Source organism: Mesorhizobium sp. M0621 (genome assembly GCF_040320745.1).
In the GTDB taxonomy this organism is placed as follows: domain Bacteria; phylum Pseudomonadota; class Alphaproteobacteria; order Rhizobiales; family Rhizobiaceae; genus Mesorhizobium.
The window spans coordinates 17,429-35,707 of sequence record NZ_JAMYQF010000046.1 but is presented as its reverse complement, the minus strand read 5'-3'; the positions used below and the strand labels follow the sequence as shown (position 1 = coordinate 35,707).

At 63.2% G+C, this 18,279-nt stretch carries 15 protein-coding genes; 8 read left to right on the top strand and 7 right to left on the bottom strand.

Features of this window, described 5'->3' with window-relative positions; translation table 11 throughout:
• Window position 1: 1 nt before the first annotated feature.
• Together NKI38_RS25275 and NKI38_RS25270 are read right to left on the bottom strand one after the other, a co-directional pair.
• Window positions 2–1,741: a type I secretion system permease/ATPase gene (locus tag NKI38_RS25275; protein ID WP_352662219.1), complete on the bottom strand. Its 1,740-nt coding sequence runs from the start codon at window positions 1,739–1,741 to the stop codon at window positions 2–4.
• Between the two features lie 356 nt (window positions 1,742–2,097).
• Window positions 2,098–4,506 (bottom strand): beta strand repeat-containing protein, encoded by a 2,409-nt coding sequence (locus NKI38_RS25270; RefSeq protein ID WP_352662163.1) that lies wholly within the window; start codon window positions 4,504–4,506, stop codon window positions 2,098–2,100.
• An 821-nt stretch (window positions 4,507–5,327) separates the two neighbouring features.
• Between NKI38_RS25270 and NKI38_RS25265 the strand changes: the two genes are divergently transcribed.
• From NKI38_RS25265 to NKI38_RS25235, 7 genes are all read left to right on the top strand, one after another.
• Window positions 5,328–6,023, top strand: coding sequence for a response regulator (locus tag NKI38_RS25265; protein WP_352662160.1), 696 nt, complete (start codon window positions 5,328–5,330; stop codon window positions 6,021–6,023).
• A 61-nt stretch (window positions 6,024–6,084) separates the two neighbouring features.
• Window positions 6,085–7,485: an FAD-dependent monooxygenase gene (locus NKI38_RS25260; RefSeq protein ID WP_352662157.1), complete on the top strand. Its 1,401-nt coding sequence runs from the start codon at window positions 6,085–6,087 to the stop codon at window positions 7,483–7,485.
• Between the two features lie 123 nt (window positions 7,486–7,608).
• Window positions 7,609–8,316: a glutathione S-transferase family protein gene (locus NKI38_RS25255; RefSeq protein WP_352662155.1), complete on the top strand. Its 708-nt coding sequence runs from the start codon at window positions 7,609–7,611 to the stop codon at window positions 8,314–8,316.
• 169 nt (window positions 8,317–8,485) lie between these two features.
• The gene (locus tag NKI38_RS25250; protein ID WP_352662153.1) at window positions 8,486–9,346 is read left to right on the top strand and encodes an FAD binding domain-containing protein; all 861 of its coding nucleotides are present in this window, start codon (window positions 8,486–8,488) and stop codon (window positions 9,344–9,346) included.
• Window positions 9,346–9,822, top strand: a complete 477-nt coding sequence (locus NKI38_RS25245) for a (2Fe-2S)-binding protein (protein WP_352662150.1) — start codon at window positions 9,346–9,348, stop codon at window positions 9,820–9,822. Before NKI38_RS25250 ends, NKI38_RS25245 begins: the two co-directional genes overlap by 1 nt.
• 2 nt (window positions 9,823–9,824) lie before the next feature.
• The gene (locus NKI38_RS25240) at window positions 9,825–12,086 is read left to right on the top strand and encodes a xanthine dehydrogenase family protein molybdopterin-binding subunit (RefSeq protein ID WP_352662147.1); all 2,262 of its coding nucleotides are present in this window, start codon (window positions 9,825–9,827) and stop codon (window positions 12,084–12,086) included.
• Window positions 12,086–12,331, top strand: coding sequence for a MoaD/ThiS family protein (locus tag NKI38_RS25235; RefSeq protein WP_352662144.1), 246 nt, complete (start codon window positions 12,086–12,088; stop codon window positions 12,329–12,331). Before NKI38_RS25240 ends, NKI38_RS25235 begins: the two co-directional genes overlap by 1 nt.
• A gap of 54 nt (window positions 12,332–12,385) precedes the next feature.
• Here NKI38_RS25235 and NKI38_RS25230 read toward each other — a convergent pair whose 3' ends face one another.
• The gene (locus NKI38_RS25230) at window positions 12,386–12,742 is read right to left on the bottom strand and encodes a hypothetical protein (protein ID WP_352662216.1); all 357 of its coding nucleotides are present in this window, start codon (window positions 12,740–12,742) and stop codon (window positions 12,386–12,388) included.
• A 67-nt stretch (window positions 12,743–12,809) separates the two neighbouring features.
• A complete protein-coding gene (locus tag NKI38_RS25225) occupies window positions 12,810–14,432 on the bottom strand; it encodes an ABC-F family ATP-binding cassette domain-containing protein (RefSeq protein ID WP_352662141.1) in 1,623 nt (540 codons plus the stop codon).
• Window positions 14,433–14,840: 408 nt separating this feature from the next.
• Here NKI38_RS25225 and NKI38_RS25220 point away from each other — a divergent pair, with 408 nt between their 5' ends.
• Window positions 14,841–15,152, top strand: a complete 312-nt coding sequence (locus NKI38_RS25220) for a hypothetical protein (RefSeq protein WP_352662138.1) — start codon at window positions 14,841–14,843, stop codon at window positions 15,150–15,152.
• A gap of 174 nt (window positions 15,153–15,326) precedes the next feature.
• Here the strand turns inward: NKI38_RS25220 and NKI38_RS25215 are convergent, their stop codons facing one another.
• The 3 genes from NKI38_RS25215 to NKI38_RS25205 all read right to left on the bottom strand — a co-directional run bounded on the left by NKI38_RS25215 (window position 15,327) and on the right by NKI38_RS25205 (window position 18,251).
• On the bottom strand, window positions 15,327–16,445 hold the full coding sequence (locus NKI38_RS25215; RefSeq protein WP_352662135.1) for a transporter substrate-binding domain-containing protein: 1,119 nt from the start codon (window positions 16,443–16,445) through the stop codon (window positions 15,327–15,329).
• Between the two features lie 504 nt (window positions 16,446–16,949).
• On the bottom strand, window positions 16,950–17,549 hold the full coding sequence (locus NKI38_RS25210) for a YdeI/OmpD-associated family protein (RefSeq protein WP_352662132.1): 600 nt from the start codon (window positions 17,547–17,549) through the stop codon (window positions 16,950–16,952).
• A gap of 228 nt (window positions 17,550–17,777) precedes the next feature.
• Window positions 17,778–18,251, bottom strand: coding sequence for a cupin domain-containing protein (locus NKI38_RS25205; RefSeq protein WP_352662129.1), 474 nt, complete (start codon window positions 18,249–18,251; stop codon window positions 17,778–17,780).
• Window positions 18,252–18,279: the final 28 nt, after the last annotated feature.

Genomic DNA, 18,279 nt, shown 5'->3' with positions numbered 1-18,279 from the left:
CTCATTCACCAGCCGCGGCCACGCCAGGCCGTGGCGCCGGCTCCTCGGTGGCAAGCCTGAGGTGCGGCACGACGGCCACTGACGGCTGCGGCCGCGGAAACAGCTTGTTGAGGACGTCTTCCTTGAGGCCGAACGCTTGGACGCGGCCCTGATTCATGGCGAGGATGAAATCGACCGTGCCGAGTGCGCTTGGCCGGTGCGCCACGAGCGCGACGATGCCGCCGCGTTGCCGCACAGAGACAATCGCCTGGAACAACGCCTGCTCGCCTTCGGCGTCGAGGTTGGAGTTCGGTTCGTCGAGCACCACCAGGAACGGATCGCGATAAAGCGCGCGGGCCAGCGCGATACGCTGGCGCTGGCCGGCCGAGACAGCCTCGCCGAGCTCGCCGATCTGCGTCTCGTAGCCATCGCGGAAACCGACGATGAGATCATGCGCGCCAGCCGTCTTGGCGGCAGCAATAATCAAGGCGGGATCGGCATCGGGCTCGAAACGCGCGATGTTCCCGGCGATCGAGCCGGCAAACAGTTCGACGTCCTGTGGCAGATAGCCGATGAAGTGGCCGCGATCCTCCGGCGACCACTGATCGAGATCGGCGCCGTCGAGCCGGACCCTGCCGGCGGCGGGCGGCCAGGCGCCGACAAGCGCCCTGACCAGTGTCGACTTGCCCGAGCCGCTCTGGCCGATGATGCCGACGGCGTGTCCCGCTTCCATCGCAAAACTGGCGTCCTGCACCAGCAGGCGCTGCGTTCCGGGCGCCGCGACGCTGACGCCCTGCATGAAGACGTGGCGGTGCGGCTTCGGCATGGCCATCGGCTCGGCGTCGGCCGGCACGGCGGCGAGAATCCTGGTCAGCCGCTGCCAGCCTTGCCGAGCCGTGAGGAAACCCTTCCAGTTGGCGATAACCAGATCGACGGGGGCCAGCGCCCGGCCGCTGAGGATCGATGCGGTGATGATAATGCCCGCCGTCGCCTGCTGCTCGATCACCAGCCAGGCGCCGACGCCGAGCATTGCCGATTGCAGCAGCATGCGCAGCACCTTGGACACGGCGCCGAAGCCGCCGGCGATATCGCTGACGCTGCGCTGCTCGGCAAGATAGTCGCGATTGGCCTCTTCCCATCGCTTGGCCATCCGTCCGCCCATGCCGAGTGCCGCGATGATTTCCGCGTTGCGGTTGCCGGCCGTGGTCAGGCCGTTGCGGATGATGCCGGTCTGGGTGCCGGAGGTGACGGGCTTGCGCGTCAGCCGCTCGGCAAAGACGGTCAACAGCACCAGCACGATCGCCCCGACCAGGGCGGTCAGGCCGAGAAGCACATGGAACATGAAGATGATGGCCAGATAGAGCGGCAGCCATGGCAGGTCGAACAGCGCGGTCGGGCCGGTGCCAGACAGGAAGGTCCGCACGCTGTCGAGGTCGCGCACCGGCTGCATGCTGTCGCCGTTGCGCCCGACCTTGAGCGGCAGCTTGAGGACACTGGAATAGACGCGGGCGCCGAGCGCCTCGTCGAGAGCGCCGCCGATGCGCACCAGGATGCGCCCGCGGATGAAATCGAGCACGCCCTGGCCGGCATAAAGGATGGCGACGAGCACACTGAGGCCGATGAGTGTCGGCACGCTGCGGCTCGGCAGCACGCGATCGTAGACCTCGAGCATGTAGAGCGAGCCAGCGAGCATAAGCACGTTGAGCACGCCGCTGAACAGCGCGACCGAGGCTAAGGCTGAACGGCAGGACTTGATCGCCACCGCGAGTTCGGAAAGCTGCTGCCGTGCACCGGGTTTGGTATCGGGTCTGGCAGCGCCTCGCGACGCCGCCGCGACGCCGGGGGCGGCATCCACGCCAATTTTGGCCGTGTCGGGACTGCGTGTACGCAACAGCAGAAGAGCGCCGAGCCCCGCCAGCGCCAGGCAGAGCAACCCGAGGCCCGACGATACCGGCAGCACGCCACCGAGCCCAAGAAAAAGGGCGCAGGCGATCAAGATCAGACCCAAGGACCTGATCCTGGCCTGCGCCGAGTTGAAGATAGTGGAGCCCCTTCCCATGCCAATTCACGCGGGCGGCGCTGCGGCAAGGCACACGGCCGAGAGGCCGGACGCCGGCCTCAGGCTATGCCCGTCAGGCCCCCCACTTCATGCAGCGCGAGCCAGAATTGATCGAGCGTGTTGGGATGCTCGTCGATGATGTTGGTTCCGTTGAACCAGGCAACGTGACCGTCCGGCCCGGATGTCACCAGTTGATCCTGGTTGAACCACATCAGGGCATTCTTCAGGCCCTCGCCGTCGGCCTCCTTGCCGCTGTTCCAGTCGGCGATGCCGGAACTCGCGTCGGTGACGTCGACATATTTCGTCCAGGCAATCGTGTTTGTCTTGACCGCATTGCCCGCCAGCGCCGTGCCGGCGTTGTTCTGATCGACAATGCCATTGTTGTCGGCGTCGACATTGATGCCGAGCCCTGACCAGGCGCCCTGCCCCTTCAGCCACATCACCGCCTCGTCGATCAGGTCGTTGGGCTGCGCAACGTGGTTGTCGATGTTGAGCTGGGCGGCGATCGCCTGCTGCAGCATGATGACGCGCGCGTCGCCACCGGTCGAGCTCGATTCGATGGCCTTGGCCAGAGAGATCGAAATCAGCAGGTCGTGCGCGTCGTTGGCAATGCCGTCGCCGTTGCTGTCGCCGAGCAGCAAATAGCCGTCGGTGCGCGGATTGATGTCCAGGCTGGACAGGACGCCGCTGGCGACCGCGCTCTTGGTCGGATTGCCCTCATTGTTGGCAATATTGTCCCAGGCGTCCGTGTGGCTGCCCCAGAACCCTTGCGTCAGCGCCTTGTTCGAGAAGCCCTCATAGTCGCTGCTGTCGAGACCAGTCGGCGTGAGTGAATGTCCGGCCGTGTCGACATAGGCATTGGTGGTGGCCGTTGCATTGTTGACATAGCTGCCGAGCTGCGCGACCCCCGTAGCTTTGAAATGCCAGGTCTCGTCCGTATCGAGCAGATTGTTGTGGTTGATGTCGCCAGTATTGAAGCCGCCGCTGGTTATCGCTGCGGCATTGAAGTCGTCGCCGGTGTCAAGCGTGCCATTGTCGTCCTTGACGACGACGTTGGCGAGCGCGACGTTGCCGTCGTTCTTGACATCATAGGTCCAAGTCACTGCCTGCCCCTGGAAGATGTTGAGGCCGTGGTCGACGCCGTTGGTCTTCTTGTCGAGCGTGATATGCGGATTGGCGCCGAAGTAGTTGGAGCCGTCGGTATCCTCGGGGGTGGCAGTATGGCCGGCGTCATCGGTGAACGAGCCTGAGGCCGTGCCGATATTGCTGTAAGCGCCGATGCCCGCCACGCCGGTGCCGGTGAAGCTCCACGCCTCGTCGGTGTCGAGCTTGTTGTCCTGGTTGGTGTCGCCGACATTGAAGCCGCCGCTGAGATCCGCCGTGACGACCACGCCCTGGTCGTCGGTCACGTCGATGCCCGAAAGCGCGACGTTGCCGCCATTGGTGACCGTGTATTTCCAGGAGATCGCCTCGCCCGCCAAAATGGTCAGGCCGTCGCCGGATGTCGCTCCGTCGACCGTCACCTTGTCGACGCTGATCAGCGGGTTGGCACCGAAATAGCTGGAGTCGTCGTTGTCGGAGACCGTGACCGCCCCTGCCGTGCCGGACACGGAGCCGATATTGGCATAGTTGCCGGCGATGGCCGTGCCGCTGCCTATGAAAGTCCATGTCTCGTTGGTGTCGAGTTTGCCGTCAAGGTTGGTATCGCCGACGTTGTGAGTGGCGTCGCCAAGCACCGGCGTCACAACCACGCCCTGGTCGTCGGTTACGACGATGTTCGACAAAGCGACGTTGCCAGTGTTGCTCACAGTGTATTGCCAGCTGATCGCATCGCCGGCGAGCACCGTCAGGCCGTCGCCCGATGCCGCGTCGTCGATCGTGATCTTGTCGATGCCGATTCCCGGGGTATCGGTGCCAGTGCCGGGCGTCGTCGTGGTGCGCCACTCCTCAAAACCGCCGTTTGATCCCGAGAAGCCCGAAAACAGCGTCACATAGGAATCGGCGGTGACGCCGGCGTCCGTGAAGGAACTGACGGGGATCAGCACACGGTAATCGTCCGTTCCCGATCCGTGGTTGGCATCGATCAGCAGATGCGAGGTGTCGAGTGAGTAGACCGAGTCGAAACCGGCAAACCCCGCAGTGTAGTCGGCAAGGGTGGCCCCGGAGCCGGAAAGATAGACCTTCAGGTCGGTCAGCGTGATCTCGCCGCTCGTAGCGTTGTTGCTTTCGTTGAGGTCCAGCCGGAATTCGATGTATTCGACGCCATCGACGATAATCGGAACCAGATCGCCATATTGCAGGCTGTGCGTGAAGGAGGCTTTGTTGTCGAGAACATTGCCGTTCTCGTCGGTATTGAAGCCCTCCTCGACATTTGTCGCCTGCAGCCGCAGGAAGGAATCGTAGTTGCCGGTTCCCGATCCTATGGTTGTTGCCTCGAGAAGTGCGTCACCGCCGATATCGATCGCCATGTTACTTCCTCCACTTTGATGTACGGTCGGCAGTCAAGCCGCCACCGTCTACCCCAACCTGATTGCGATGCCGGCGCAGGGCATTCGGCTGTCCGCAAAACGCGGCCAGGCCGGCGAGCAATCGTTTCGTGACTAAAGCTTTGAACAGGAAAAGGACCGGCGGAAAGACTGCCTCCCATTCGCCGGACACAGTTGTTCCCGGATGACGGAACTGGCCCGTCGTCAGACTGACTGCTACACCCACACCCAGAGCCCCAACCCCTACACGATCCCCAACGATCGCCCAGACGTTAATATTTCCCAAACCATATTTCGCAGGTTGCAATGCACCCGTCCATATACCCCGGGTTATAGACAGCAAGGCAGCGTTAATTTCGAAAAATTGCTTCTTCCCTTAAAGAATAATATCGCGATACCGGCTCAATTATTTTCAGTAAGTGAATTTCACGAGCCGAGTTGCGAACTTTTCCTGACGGCGGCGGCAGTTTTTTCAAGATGAAGACAAGCATCACCGCTCTTGAGCGACGTCTTCTTTCAATCCGACGTTGCGCGCCTTGCTAGAGGCGCCGCTTCAGGATTAACTAAGCAACTGCTAATGTTTTGCGCAGCCGCGCTGCTTCTGTCAGCATGGCCTCGCGCTTCGGGGGATGCGGACCGGGTTTCGATGCCCGCTTCCGGCGAGAAGCAGTCACTGGCGCGTCGTGGAGACACGCAAAGGGAGAAGACGCCATGACCGAGCACGGGCGCTGGTCGCCACCCATCGATAACAATTTTCCGGCATGGAGCCATGGCACCAAAGGCCGGCTGCTGGTGAGCTGACGATGGTCACTACGGTTTTCGTTGCTGACGACCATCCGCTGCTGCTCCACGGCCTGACCGACCTGATTGCCCGCGATCCCGGTTTCCGGGTGGTCGGTTCGGCGCAGGACGGCACCGTCGCCATGGCAATGATCCGGCGCGACGTGCCTGATGTCGCCGTGCTCGACATCAGCATGCCGGGACTGAGCGGTCTCGACATCGCTGCTGAAATCGGCAGGCAGGGCATTGCAACGCTTTGCGTGATTTTGACGGTCGGTGCCTCGCAAGCCCAGCTCTACGACGCGGTCGCGGTTGGCGTTGCCGGAATCGTGTTCAAGGAGACCGCCGTCGAGGCACTGCTCAGATGCCTCCACGAGGTTGCCGCGGGTGGCCGCTGGCTGCCGGCCGAGATTGTCGGCAAGGCCATGCACAACGAGGCGTCCCGGCGGGTCAAATGGCAAAAACTATCGTCGCTGCTGACCAGGCGAGAGATGGAGATCACCCGACTGGTTGCCGCCGACACACCGTACGAACGCATCGCGTTCGATATCGGCATCTCGAAAGGCACGCTGAAAATCCATATGAACAACATCTATCGTAAATTGGAGGTCGCCTCGCGCGTGCAACTTTTGCAGCTGGCAGCCGGCCAGATCGGGCTGAGTGCCGCGAGCGGCTTTCGCGATCAATCCGACCTCGAAAATCCGGCCAGGGACATGTAGGCGCGCACCACCATAAGCACTGGTTCAGCCAGCGAGCTGAAATGCCGACCGGCTCTACGCGGTGAGTAAGTCTGCCTTTTCCGACACGGGCTATATAACAGTGCCCACCGTTGAAGCCTTCCACCGTCGCGGCTTGTTGAACGACATCGCGGCGCCCACGAATGATAACCTGGGTAGCAGCGCATCGGCTGCCGCGCATTGGATGCAACAGCCGCGCCGCCCCGGGGGCCATTTTGCCGGCATCCAGTTCCACCACGACACCATCGACACCTCGAAGTGGCCATATCGCCTGCCAGGTCCGGCCGGCACCAGCATGGCGGGCGAGATGGAGTCCCTCGAAACCGTCCTGGCCGCTCGTGCAAGCGCGATGGGGGTCGAGATCAGGCGCGGCGTCGGCGTCGAAGACTTCGACCAATCGGGCGAAGACGTGACCATTCGCGCCGGCGGCGGGACTTTTCGCGGACGCTGGCTCGTTGCTTGTGATGGCGGCCGCAGTACGGTTCGCAAGGCTGGCGGCTTCGAGTTCGTCGGCACCGATCCCGAGTTCACCGGCTATTCCGTTGAAGTCGAAATGGCCGATCCCGACAAGCTCCGCGTGGGCGGCCACTACACGCCGACAGGCATGTATACCTACTCGCCGCCCGGAGTGATCGCGATGGTCGATTTCGACGGCGGCACATTCCACCGAACCCAGCCGATCACGCTCGATCAGGTGCAGGCGGTGTTGCGGCATATCTCCGGCACCGACGTCACAGTGACGGCGCTTCGGCTTGCCACCACCTGGACGGATCGCGCCTACCAGGCGACGGCTTACCGCAAAGGTCGGGTGCTGCTCGCCGGCGATGCCGCGCACATCCATTCCCCCTTGGGCGGCCAGGGGCTCAATCTCGGGCTTGGCGATGCGATGAACCTTGGCTGGAAGCTGGCTTCCACGATCCGCGGCGATGCGCCGGCCGGTCTGCTCGACAGCTACGGAAGCGAACGGCAGCCGGTGGGAGCGCAGGTCCTCGACTGGTCGCGCGCCCAGGTCGCCCTCATGCGGCCAAGCCGGAGTTCGCGCGCGATCGAAGCCATCGTCCGTGATCTCATCGACACAAGCGACGGCGCGACATACTTCGCCGAGCGCGTGTGGGGTGTTTCTCTCCGCTACGATCTTAGCGGTGCCCATCCACTGGTCGGCCGCGGCGCGCCCGACTTCGAGCTGGTAGACGGGACAAGGCTCGGCGAACGCCTCAGGGAGGGGCGAGGCCTGCTTCTGGACTTCGATATCAGGTCTCCGCTTCAAGCGCTTGCAAGCCGCTGGAGGGGGCGGATCGCCTATGTCGCGGGTGACAAGGAGCGGTTGGGCTTGAGTGCTGTGCTCATACGCCCCGATGGCTTCGTCGCCTGGGCTGCTGACGCTGACCCAAGCCCCGAGGAAGCTGCTCAGGCCGCTTCGCGATGGTTCGGCAAACCGGAATAGGTCCGGAGCGCAAAATCCCGTGGCCAAAGAAAACGAGGTAGGATGTCGGGAGCCACGACGGTCGTTCGTCCTTTGGATGCAAAGCAGAAACTGGATATCCAACCCTTCACCCGGAGCCTTCCAATGACCGCCACCATCACAGCCTTCGAACGGTCGCCCGATGGCGGCAAGGGACTGGCGCGTGATACGCGCGTTCGCTGGGCGCTGGAAGAAGTGGGCCAACCCTACGAGGTTCGTCTCGTTTCGTTCAGCGCGATGAAGGAGCCCGCACATCTGGCGCTTCATCCTTTCGGGCAGATTCCGACCTACGAAGAGGGCGACCTCGGCTTGTTCGAGACGGGGGCCATCGTGTTCCATATTGCGGAGCGCCATGCGGGCCTGTTGCCGGACGATGCGAATGCCCGGGCGCGCGCGATCACGTGGATGTTCGCCGCGCTCAGCACGATGGAGCCGCCGATCCTTGAATTCGGAACCGCCTGGCTCTTTGAGAGCGACAAGTCCTGGTCCGCGCAACGCATGCCTCTCGTCCAGGATCGCGTCCGTAACCGGCTGGGCCAATTTTCCCGTCGCCTCGGCGATGACGACTGGCTCGATGGCGCGTTCAGCGCCGGCGACCTGATGATGGTGTCGGTGCTGCTCAGGTTGAAAGCGTCGGGTATGCTGGACGACTATCCGAACCTCTCAGCCTATGTCGCCCGCGGCGAGGCGCGGCCCGCCTACAAACGTGCCTTTGACGCGCAATTGGCGGTTAACACTGCCGCATCGACCGCTGATACAGGCCGTTCCGGGTCCAAAGACGGACATAGGCGAATGAGCGTACTTGATCCATAGCCGAAGTTTCCCGAAAATCACCTCGAAGCCGGTTCCGGCCACCCAGCACGCACGCCAGTTCGGTCTATTTGCGCCCTCTGGCCCAATCGCCGCAGATGAGGAACCGGATAGCCATTATGAGGAGACTGTTTATAACGGTCGCTGAGATTGCGATAACCAAGGGGAGACGATGCGCTACATACGTCCGCTTTCAATCGAAGATGCCGTTGGCCAATTGGCCGGTGCGGCTGGCACGGCCGCCATCCTCGCGGGAGGCAGCGACCTCCTGGTCAGGATGAAGGGCGGTTTTGTCGAACCCGACCTGATCGTCGACATCAAGGCGATCGACGGCCTGAGCGAGATCCGGGAAACGCCTGAAGGCTTCAGCATCGGTGCGGCGGTCCCCTGCGCCGTCCTGGGAGAGAGCGCTGCCCTGAAGAAGGCATGGCCTGGCGTCGTCGAAGCGGCCAAGCTGATCGGCTCGAAACAGGTACAGGGACGCTGCACGATCACCGGCAACCTCTGCAACGCCTCGCCGGCTGCCGACAGTGTGCCGGCGCTGGTGGCGGCCGGCGCCAGGGCATCGGTCGTCGGGCCGGCGGGCAGGCGCACGATTCCCGTGCAGAGCGTACCGACCGCGCCGGGCAAGACGTCCTTGGCCAAAGGCGAGATCATCGAGGCGATCCTGCTCGACAAGCGCGCGCCGCGTTCGGGCGATGCCTATCTGCGTTTCATTCCACGCACCGAGATGGATATCGCGGTGGTCAGCGCCGGCGTGAATTTGACGCTCGATGAGCACGGTGTCGTGAAATCGGCCCGCGTGGCGCTGGGCGCCGTGGCGGCGACGGTGCTTCTGGTCGAAGAGGCGGCGGAGGTTCTCGTCGGCTCCAAGCTGGACGAAGCGACGCTGGAGCGGCTCGCCAAGGTCTGCTCGGGCGCCTGCCGTCCGATCGACGACAAGCGCGGCACCATCGAATTCAGAAGAAAGGTTGCGGGCGTGCTGGCCAAGCGGGCCGCCACGACCGCCTACGCACGTGCAGGAGGCAAATGATGGCTGGTGTTGCAGTCTCAACGACAATCAACGGCGACAATGTCGAGTATCTTTGCCAACCGGACGAGACGCTGCTCGACGTCCTGCGCGATCGCCTGGGGCTGACGGGCGCCAAGGAAGGCTGCGGCACCGGTGACTGCGGCGCCTGCAGCATCATCCTCGACAACAGGCTGGTGTGCTCATGCCTCGTGCTCGGCGCGGAGGCTGAAGGCCGGCGCGTCGAGACCATCGAGGGCATGGCGCATGGCGACAAATTGCATCCGCTGCAGCAGAAGTTCCTCGAGCACGCAGCACTCCAATGCGGCATCTGCACGCCCGGCTTCCTGATTGCGGCGAAGGACCTTCTGGCCAAGAACCCCGACCCGACCGAGGAGGAAATCCGCTTCGGCCTCGCCGGCAACCTGTGCCGCTGCACCGGCTACGACAAGATCGTGCGCGCCGTCCAGGACGCCGCCACCGTGATGAAAGGAGCCTGACCATGAATTTCGATCCGCGTTATTCGGCCCGCAACTTCACATCGGTCGGCACACGTCCGATCCGCCCCGACGGCGTCGACAAGGTGACGGGCCGCGCCCGCTACGGTGCGGACTTCAACATGGCCGGCCAGCTGGTCGGACGCGTCCTCAGAAGCCCGCACGCCCATGCGACGATCCGCAAGATCGACACGTCGAAGGCAGAGAAGCTTCCCGGCGTGAAGGCGGTGATCACCGCGGCCGACCTGCCCGACCTCACAAATGGCGATTCCGCCATGTACGACATCCTCGACAACTGCATGGCGCGCAAGAAGGCGCTCTATGACGGCCATGCTGTGGCCGCGGTCGCAGCCGTGGACGCCCGCACGGCGAGGCAGGCGCTGAAGCTGATTGAGGTCGACTACGAGATTCTGCCGCATGTCACCGATGTCGACGAGGCGGCGAAGCACACGGCACCGCTGATCAACGACACGATCTTCACCGAGGGCCTGGAGGAAAAGCCCGTCAAGCCGTCCAATATCTCCAAGCGCAGCCAGTTCGGCCACGGCGATGTCGGGGCGGGTTTCGGGGAGGCTGATTTCGTCGTCGAGCGTTCGTTCAAGACCGGGCAGACGCACCAGGGCTATATCGAGCCGCATGCCTGCGTGGCCAATGTCAGCTCGGATGGTACCGCCGACCTTTGGGTCTGCACGCAGGGCCATTTCGTCTATCGCCAGCACTGTGCGCAGTTGCTCGGCATGGAAGCTTCCAAGCTGCGCGTCACCTCCTCGGAGATCGGCGGCGGTTTCGGCGGCAAGACCCATGTCTGGGCCGAGCCGGTCGCACTGGCGCTGTCGCGCAAGGCCGGCCGCCCGGTCAAGCTGGTGATGACGCGCGACGAGGTGTTCCGCGCTTCCGGGCCGACAAGCGCCACATCGATTGATGTCAGGATCGGCGCCCGCAAGGACGGCACGATCACCGCCGCCGAGGCGACGCTGCGCTATTCCTGCGGCCCCTATGCCGGCATGTGGGCCGAGATCGGCGCCATGACCGCGTTTGCCTGCTACAAGCTCGAGAACGTCAAGACAGTTGGCTACGAAGTGCTGGTCAATCGGCCGAAGACCGCCGCCTATCGCGCGCCGTCGGCGCCGATGGCGGCGTTCGCGGTGGAAAGCGCGATCGACGAGCTGGCCAAGGAGGTCGGTATGGACCCAGTCGCGTTCCGGATCAGGAACGCCGCCCAGGAAGGCACCAGATCCTCCTACGGCCCCGTCTACGGCCCGATCGGCATCGGGCCGACGCTCGAGGCGGTGAAGAGCCATCCGCACATGAAGGCGCCGCTGGGCAAGAACCAGGGCCGCGGCATGGCTTGCGGCTTCTGGTTCAACTTCGGCGGCCAGACCTGCACCGACCTCAACATCGGCATGGACGGCTCCGTCTCGCTTGCCGTCGGAACGGTCGATGTGGGTGGTTCCCGCGCGTCGCTGTCGCTGGTGGCGGCGGAAGAACTCGGCATCGACTATAGCCAGGTCAAGGCGATCGTCGCCGATACCTCCAGCCTCGGCTACAACGACATGACGGACGGCAGCCGCGGCACCTTCTCGTCCTCCATGGCGACGATCTCGGCCGCCCGCAACGCGATCAAGATCCTGCGGGAACGCGCCGCGCAGATGTGGGATATTTCCGTCGACGACGTGGTCTGGGAAAAGGGCCACGCGATCGCCAAGGGCGAGAAGCATGGCAATCTCGGCAAGCTGTCGCTGAAGGAGATCGCGGTGGAGTCGGGCAAGACTGGCGGACCGATCGCCGGCCACAGCGAACTCGTCGCCGACGGCGCGGGCGTCTCCTTCGCCACCCATATCTGCGATATCGAGGTCGATCCCGAGACCGGCGCCACGAGGGTGCTGCGCTACACGGTCGTGCAAGATGCCGGCAAGGCGGTGCACCCGACCTATGTCGAGGGACAGTACCAGGGCGGTGCCGCGCAAGGCATCGGCTGGGCGCTCAACGAGGAGTATATCTACGGCAAGGACGGGCGGCTCCAGAATCCCGGCTTCCTCGACTATCGCATCCCGGTCTGCTCTGACCTGCCGATGATCGACACGCAGATCCTCGAAATCCCCAACCCCAACCACCCATACGGGGTGCGCGGTGTCGGCGAGACCTCGATCGTGCCGCCGCTGGCTGCGATCGCCAATGCGGTATCGAATGCGGTCGGCGTGCGGATGACGCATATCCCGATGTCGCCGCCGCGCATTCTGGCGGCGCTGGAGGAACGGGCAGGCTGATGGTCGAAGTGACGCTCTGGGGATCGCTAGGTGCTGTCGCCGGAGGCAAGAACAAGGTCGAGATCGAGGCCAAGGACATAAGGGAGCTGTTCAGGAAGCTGGCTGAACAGTATCCCGGCCTTGAGCCCTTGATCGACAAAGGCATCGCCGTCGCCATCGACGGGACGATCTATCGCGACACTTGGTCGAAGAAGCTGCCGGAGGGGGCGGAGATTTTCTTGCTGCCGCGGCTGGCTGGGGGATAATCGGACAACCGCCTCGCTGTCATCGACGACCAGGACCTGGCCTGTCGGTCGTGGCTACGGATATTTCGTCTGAGCACTCGCGGGGTTTAGATCACCCTGCAACTCCTTCGGCAGGGGGAGGCTCGAGCATTGCAGGTGCACCTCGCGGGCAAACAGCTTTCGTTCCTTCTGCTCATGCTCCTTGATGGCTGCAACGAGCCCCATTGAGTACGGGCCAAGCAAGACGCCGAAACCCCATCCGGGATGCTCTTTCTCGCGAACCTCGTAGTCCGAGGCCGCCACGCGGGCTTGCTGGCATTCGGGCGATGCCCATTTCTGGTCTTGCTGCGAAAGCGACGTCCCATAGTCGACCGGAGAGGTCGCGCATCCCGCCAGGGTCGCGGCCAATGCGACCGACATTGCAATTCTCATGCCGGAGCCTTTCCCACGCATTGTGGAGAGTACGTGGACCTCTTCCTCACACATAGCCGCCGTCTCCCTAGCTTCGCAACCCAGGAGCCTCCTGCCCCGTCCTCTCGACATATTCCGTATAGCCGCCGCCATAGGTGTGGATGCCTTCGGGCGTCAGCTCCAGCACGCGGTTGGAAAGGGCTGCCAGAAAATGCCGGTCGTGCGAAACGAACAGCATGGTGCCTTCATACTGCGACAGTGCGGTGATCAGCATCTCCTTGGTGGCGATGTCGAGGTGGTTGGTCGGCTCGTCCAGCACCAGAAGGTTCGGCGGGTCGAACAGCATCAGCGCCATCACCAGCCGCGCCTTCTCGCCGCCTGACAGGACGCGGCATTTCTTTTCGATCTCGTCGCCGGAAAAGCCGAAGCAGCCGGCGAGCGCTCTGAGCGGCGCCTGGCCGGCTTGCGGGAACGCGTCCTCCAGCGTCTGGAACACGGTGCGCTCGCCTTCCAGTACTTCCATGGCGTGCTGGGCAAAATAGCCCATTTTCACACTAGGCCCCCGCGCGACCGTCCCGTTGTCGGGCTCGGAAGCACCGGCGACCAGCTTCAAGAGCGTCGACTTGCCGGCGCCGTTGACGCCCATGATGCACCAGCGCTCGCGGCGGCGGACCTGGAAGTCGAGCCCCTCATAGATGGAGCGGCTGCCATAGCCCTTGTGGACGTTCTTCAACGTGACCACGTCCTCGCCGCAGCGCGGCGCCGGCTGAAAATCGAAGGATACGGTCTGGCGGCGCTTGGGCGGCTCGACGCGGTCGATCTTGTCCAGCTTCTTCACCCGGCTCTGTACCTGCGCGGCATGCGAGGCGCGCGCCTTGAAGCGCTCGATGAAGGCGATCTCCTTGGCCAGCATCGCCTGCTGGCGCTCGAACTGCGCCAGCTGCTGCTTGTCGGCGATCGCCCGCTGCTGCTGGTAGAATTCGTAGTTTCCCGAATAGGCCGTCAGCGAACCGCCATCAATCTCGACCACCTTGTTGACGATGCGGTTCATGAATTCGCGATCGTGCGAGGTCATCAAGAGGCCGCCGTCGTAGTTCTTCAGGAAGGATTCGAGCCAGATCAGGCTTTCCAGGTCGAGATGGTTGCTCGGCTCGTCGAGCAGCATCGCATCGGGCCGCATCAGAAGAATGCGGGCCAGCGCCACGCGCATCTTCCAGCCGCCCGACAGCTTGCCGACATCGCCGTCCATCATCTCCTGGGAGAAGCCGAGACCATCGAGCACTTCGCGGGCGCGGCCGTCCAGTGCATAGCCGTCGAGCTCCTCGAAGCGGTGCTGCGCCTCGCCATATTTTTCGATGATCTCGTCCATCTGGTCGGCCTGGTCGGGATCGGCCATGGCTGCCTCGAGCGCTGCCATTTCGGCAGCGACTTCGCTCACCGGCCCTGCCCCGTTCATCACTTCGGCCACCGCGCTGTGGCCTTCCATGTCGCCGACATCCTGGCTGAAATAGCCGATGGTGACGCCGCGATCGACCTGCACCTGACCCTCGTCGGGCTGCTCCTGGCCGGTGATCATGCGAAACAGCGTCGTCTTGCCGGCGCCATTGGGTCCGACAAGGCCGACCTTCTCGCCCTTCTGCAGGGCCGCCGACGCCTCGACGAAGACAAGCTGACGGCCGTTCTGCTTGCTGATGCTTTCAAGTCTGATCATGCGGTTTCCGGGAGAATGCCTGCGACAAAAGGATTTGCCCGGCGCCTTACGCGAAGGATGGCCGCAAAGGAAGAGGCGCAAGCGCCGCATACAGCCGATCTCCCCCCTCGTGGGGGAGATGGCCGGCAGGCCAGAGGGGGGCGTTGTCCCGCCGGCGTCTCAATCCATCGATCTACGCCGAAGAGTTTATACCTATCGCGATACTAACGAACCTGGTGATCCTTCGCGCCCCCCTCTGCCCTGCCGGGCATCTCCCCCACGAGGGGGGAGATTGGCAGCTTCACCCCCAGACACACTCCAGAAACAAGATTCAACACTGCGGAAAAACTCGCGAAAACATCGCCTGTCATAACCGTCCCCGCGGCGGCCGAAGCTGGCTGCGGCACAACGCAAGGATGGTCCCGAAACATGCAACGACGTTCGACCGGATGGATGGGTGCCCTGACAGGCATTTCGCTCGCCGTGCTTGCGGTCGCACAGTCGGGTGCGGAAGCCGCGGTTACCCGGAGCGAATATTGCAGCCGGCTCGGTCTTCAACTCGACGGGGCCATTCAAACGAAAGCCGATCCTGGTGCCAATGCCAGGGAGATCGCCGAGGCAACCGCGCTCCAGGACAAGGCGAACCGGTTTTGTGCCGAGCGCAAGCAGGCACAGGGCATCCGGACCTTCGCCAACGCCCTGAAGCTGCTTGGAGTGACGCCGGTCGACCTGAACCAGTGATATCTGCCGTCAAGCACGCCAAGGCGGCTTGATCGAGCTTTTGTTTTGACGCAATTCCGGACGGAAAACCGCTTCACACTTTTCCTGGAATTGCTCGGACTTCCTCCCAAGGCCGCCACTCGCAGAAAGCGAGGGCGGTCTTTTTTTGTGCGCCTCTCCCAGCTTCCCGCCTGGCTATTTCTCGCCCAGATACTGGAAAACGGCCTGCTTCCACCAGTCGCTTTCGATAGTCTGCAGCAAGGCGACATCGAGAGACTTGCGCAACGGGCTGCCGAGCGGCAGCGCAATGGCATATTGCTGCTGGTCGAAGGTCGCGTCGAGAACCTGCAGGCTCGTTGCGTAGTTCTGCCCCACCAGCCAGCCAAGCAGCGGCTTGTCGTGGACCAGCGCATCGATCTTGCCGGCACGCAGCGCATCGAGGCCTTCCTTGACAGAGGCAAAATCCTGATGGCGTATCTGGGTCGAATCCAGATAGGACGCCGTCGACGAACTCTGCACCGCGCCGACCCTGACCGCGGCAAGGTCGCTCTCGCCCTGCACCAATCCTTCCATCTGCGTTACCGTCAGCACCGATGTGACGCCCGCGGTGAACACTGCGATCGCAATGATCGATCCGATCATCCAGAGCGCGGCCAGCACGCGTCCCGGCACGGTTCGCGGACCGAAGTCGCCGGTGCTGGCCTGTGTCGCGGCGATGGTCGACCACCACATGCTGGAAAACAGGCCCTTGGCGACGCCGCCGCCGAAATCATCATTGTGTCGGCGTTCGAACATCCAGATCAGAACGCCGACCACGACCGATATGACGATCAGCGCCAGCACCGCTTGCAGGAAGCCGAACGAGGTCAGCGCATGCAGCACCGGCCGCCATGACGGTTGATTGTTGAGCGGTGTCGCGATGCCGAGCCCGGTCGAGAAAAAGGGTTGCGTGAAGTCGACGACCCTTTCGCGGTCGGCCGTGACCGTGATCGCGGCCATCGCCGCATCGAACTTACCACCGACGACGCCATCGATCTGGTCCTGTACAGCAGGCACCTCGATATAGCGGAAGCGAAGGTTGAGCCGCGCGGCTATTTTCTGCCAGAGGTCGATGCTCAATCCGGACCAACTGCCGTCCTGCAGCTTGAACGCGAAAGGCGGCGCCTCCTTTATCCCGACCGATATCTCTTTCGATGACGGGCTGGGAGGTGAAGCCAGGTCGGGAGAAGTCTGGGCAAGCGCGGCGCCGGCCCCGACACACGCGACGACGACAATGAGAACCAGCGCCGTCGTCCACGAAGCAACTGTTCTCAACGGCAACGACTCCCAGCGACCAGTCCTGCCGCTCGATCGTCGCGGCTCTCGAAAAGGTAGCCGCCGTGCTATCCTTCGTCCACCGGCGATGTCGTTCTCTCGCCCGATGCGCGACACGCCGGCCAACGGGTCACGCGAAAGCAAGCAGTTAGAGCAATCTCACGATTCAGATACTGAAGCGGTTCACGCAACGCCCGACATCGATGAAAGCCGGCCTGCCGTGAAAATTTGCGCTCGTCACTGGTGACGAGGACGACCTTGTTGGAGCGCGTATTCATATGCGGATGCTCCCGGATATCGATCACTTCAGGAGAAAGATGTCCAACAGGACAGAGGGGGTGTTCAAGCGCCAACGTATCCCAACCACCCCGTCCCAAACCTCACTTCTTGCCCTGTGGATTAAATCCTCTCGCGTCATACGTCAGCATTTGACGAATATCTCGATAAACGCGGGGTATCGGCTGGCGGCGCGCCATGCGATCTCTGACCGGGCGCCTGAGGGGCTCACTTCTTACCCTGCGGATAGATCGTCTCGCCGCGCTTCAGCATGTCGACGAAGGTCGCGATCTTCTTCTTGCGGCCAGCCTCGGTCTTCATGTTGTGGGTGCGGAAGGCGAGCGAGAAACGGTTCTGCGCGCTGAGTTTTTCAAGCATCGCCTTCGCTGCCGGCTCAGCGTCGATCGCCGCTTGCAGGTCGTCGGGGATTTTCATCTCCTTGCCGCTGCCATAGGCACGCGCCCAGCGTCCGTCGGCCTTGGCCGCCTCGACCTGTTTGAGCCCATGTTCGGTCATGCGGCCCTCCGCGACCAGCCGCGCGACATTGTCGATGTTGATCTTGCTCCAGATGCTCTTCCTGCCGCGCGGCGTGTAGCGCTGCAGGAAGCTCTTCTCATCCAGCCCCTTGCGCACCGCGTCGATCCAGCCGAAGCACAAAACGACGTCGATGGCTTCCTTGGGCGTGATCGACTTCAATCCCGACCCCACCTTGTGGATCTTGATCCACACTTCTGTTTCCGTGGCGTGGTGCTTGCCGAGCCAGGCATAGAAGCTTTCCGGATCCGGAAACTCCCGGACCTTGTCGGGATCGACCTTGACCGGGGCCATCAGCCGACCGTCCCGTTCGGTGCCGTCCGCGCCATCGCTTTCATCGTCCCGCCTCCAGCATCGCGCCTATCGTCATCGGCCAGCATCGTGGCATGAATTGCTGTCAGTTTCCGTCAGCAAGCTGTCGGGGGCGTACAGCGTTCCTTCGCACCCCCTCCGTCCTGCCGGATATCTCCCCCACAAGGGAGATTGGCAATTCCGCCGACGGCAAGAGGGCGAGGTCGCGCTTTATGCCGGCGGCGGTGCTGCCGGCGTCAGCCCGTGGCGGCGCATGATGTCCATCATCCTGGCCTTGTCCGGCGGACCGCCGGCGGCGGCGTAGAACATGGCGAAGATCTCGCGGAAATAGTCGGGGCCGATCGCCGCCGGCGTGACGACGCAAAGCGCCGTCGCGTCCTTGATGCCCATGTTGTCGAACCGGTGGACGGCGCCGCGTGGAATGCACAGCGCCTCGCCCGGGCCGACCTCGATCGCCTTGCCGTCGACGGTCCAGGTCAGCACCCCGTCAATGCCATAGATCGTCTCTTCGTAGTGATCATGGCTGTGCGCCGGCGCCAGCAGCCGCATTCCGCTAGCCACCTTCAACTCGAAGGCGGCGATGCTGCCGTTCGAACTGTCGCCCGTCACCAGGAAACGAATCGACAGCCCTTTGTCGCCGATGGTCTCATTGGCTGGATTGACCTGAAGATTCATGACTGACATTGCGCAAACCCCTCCGGTAAATTACATT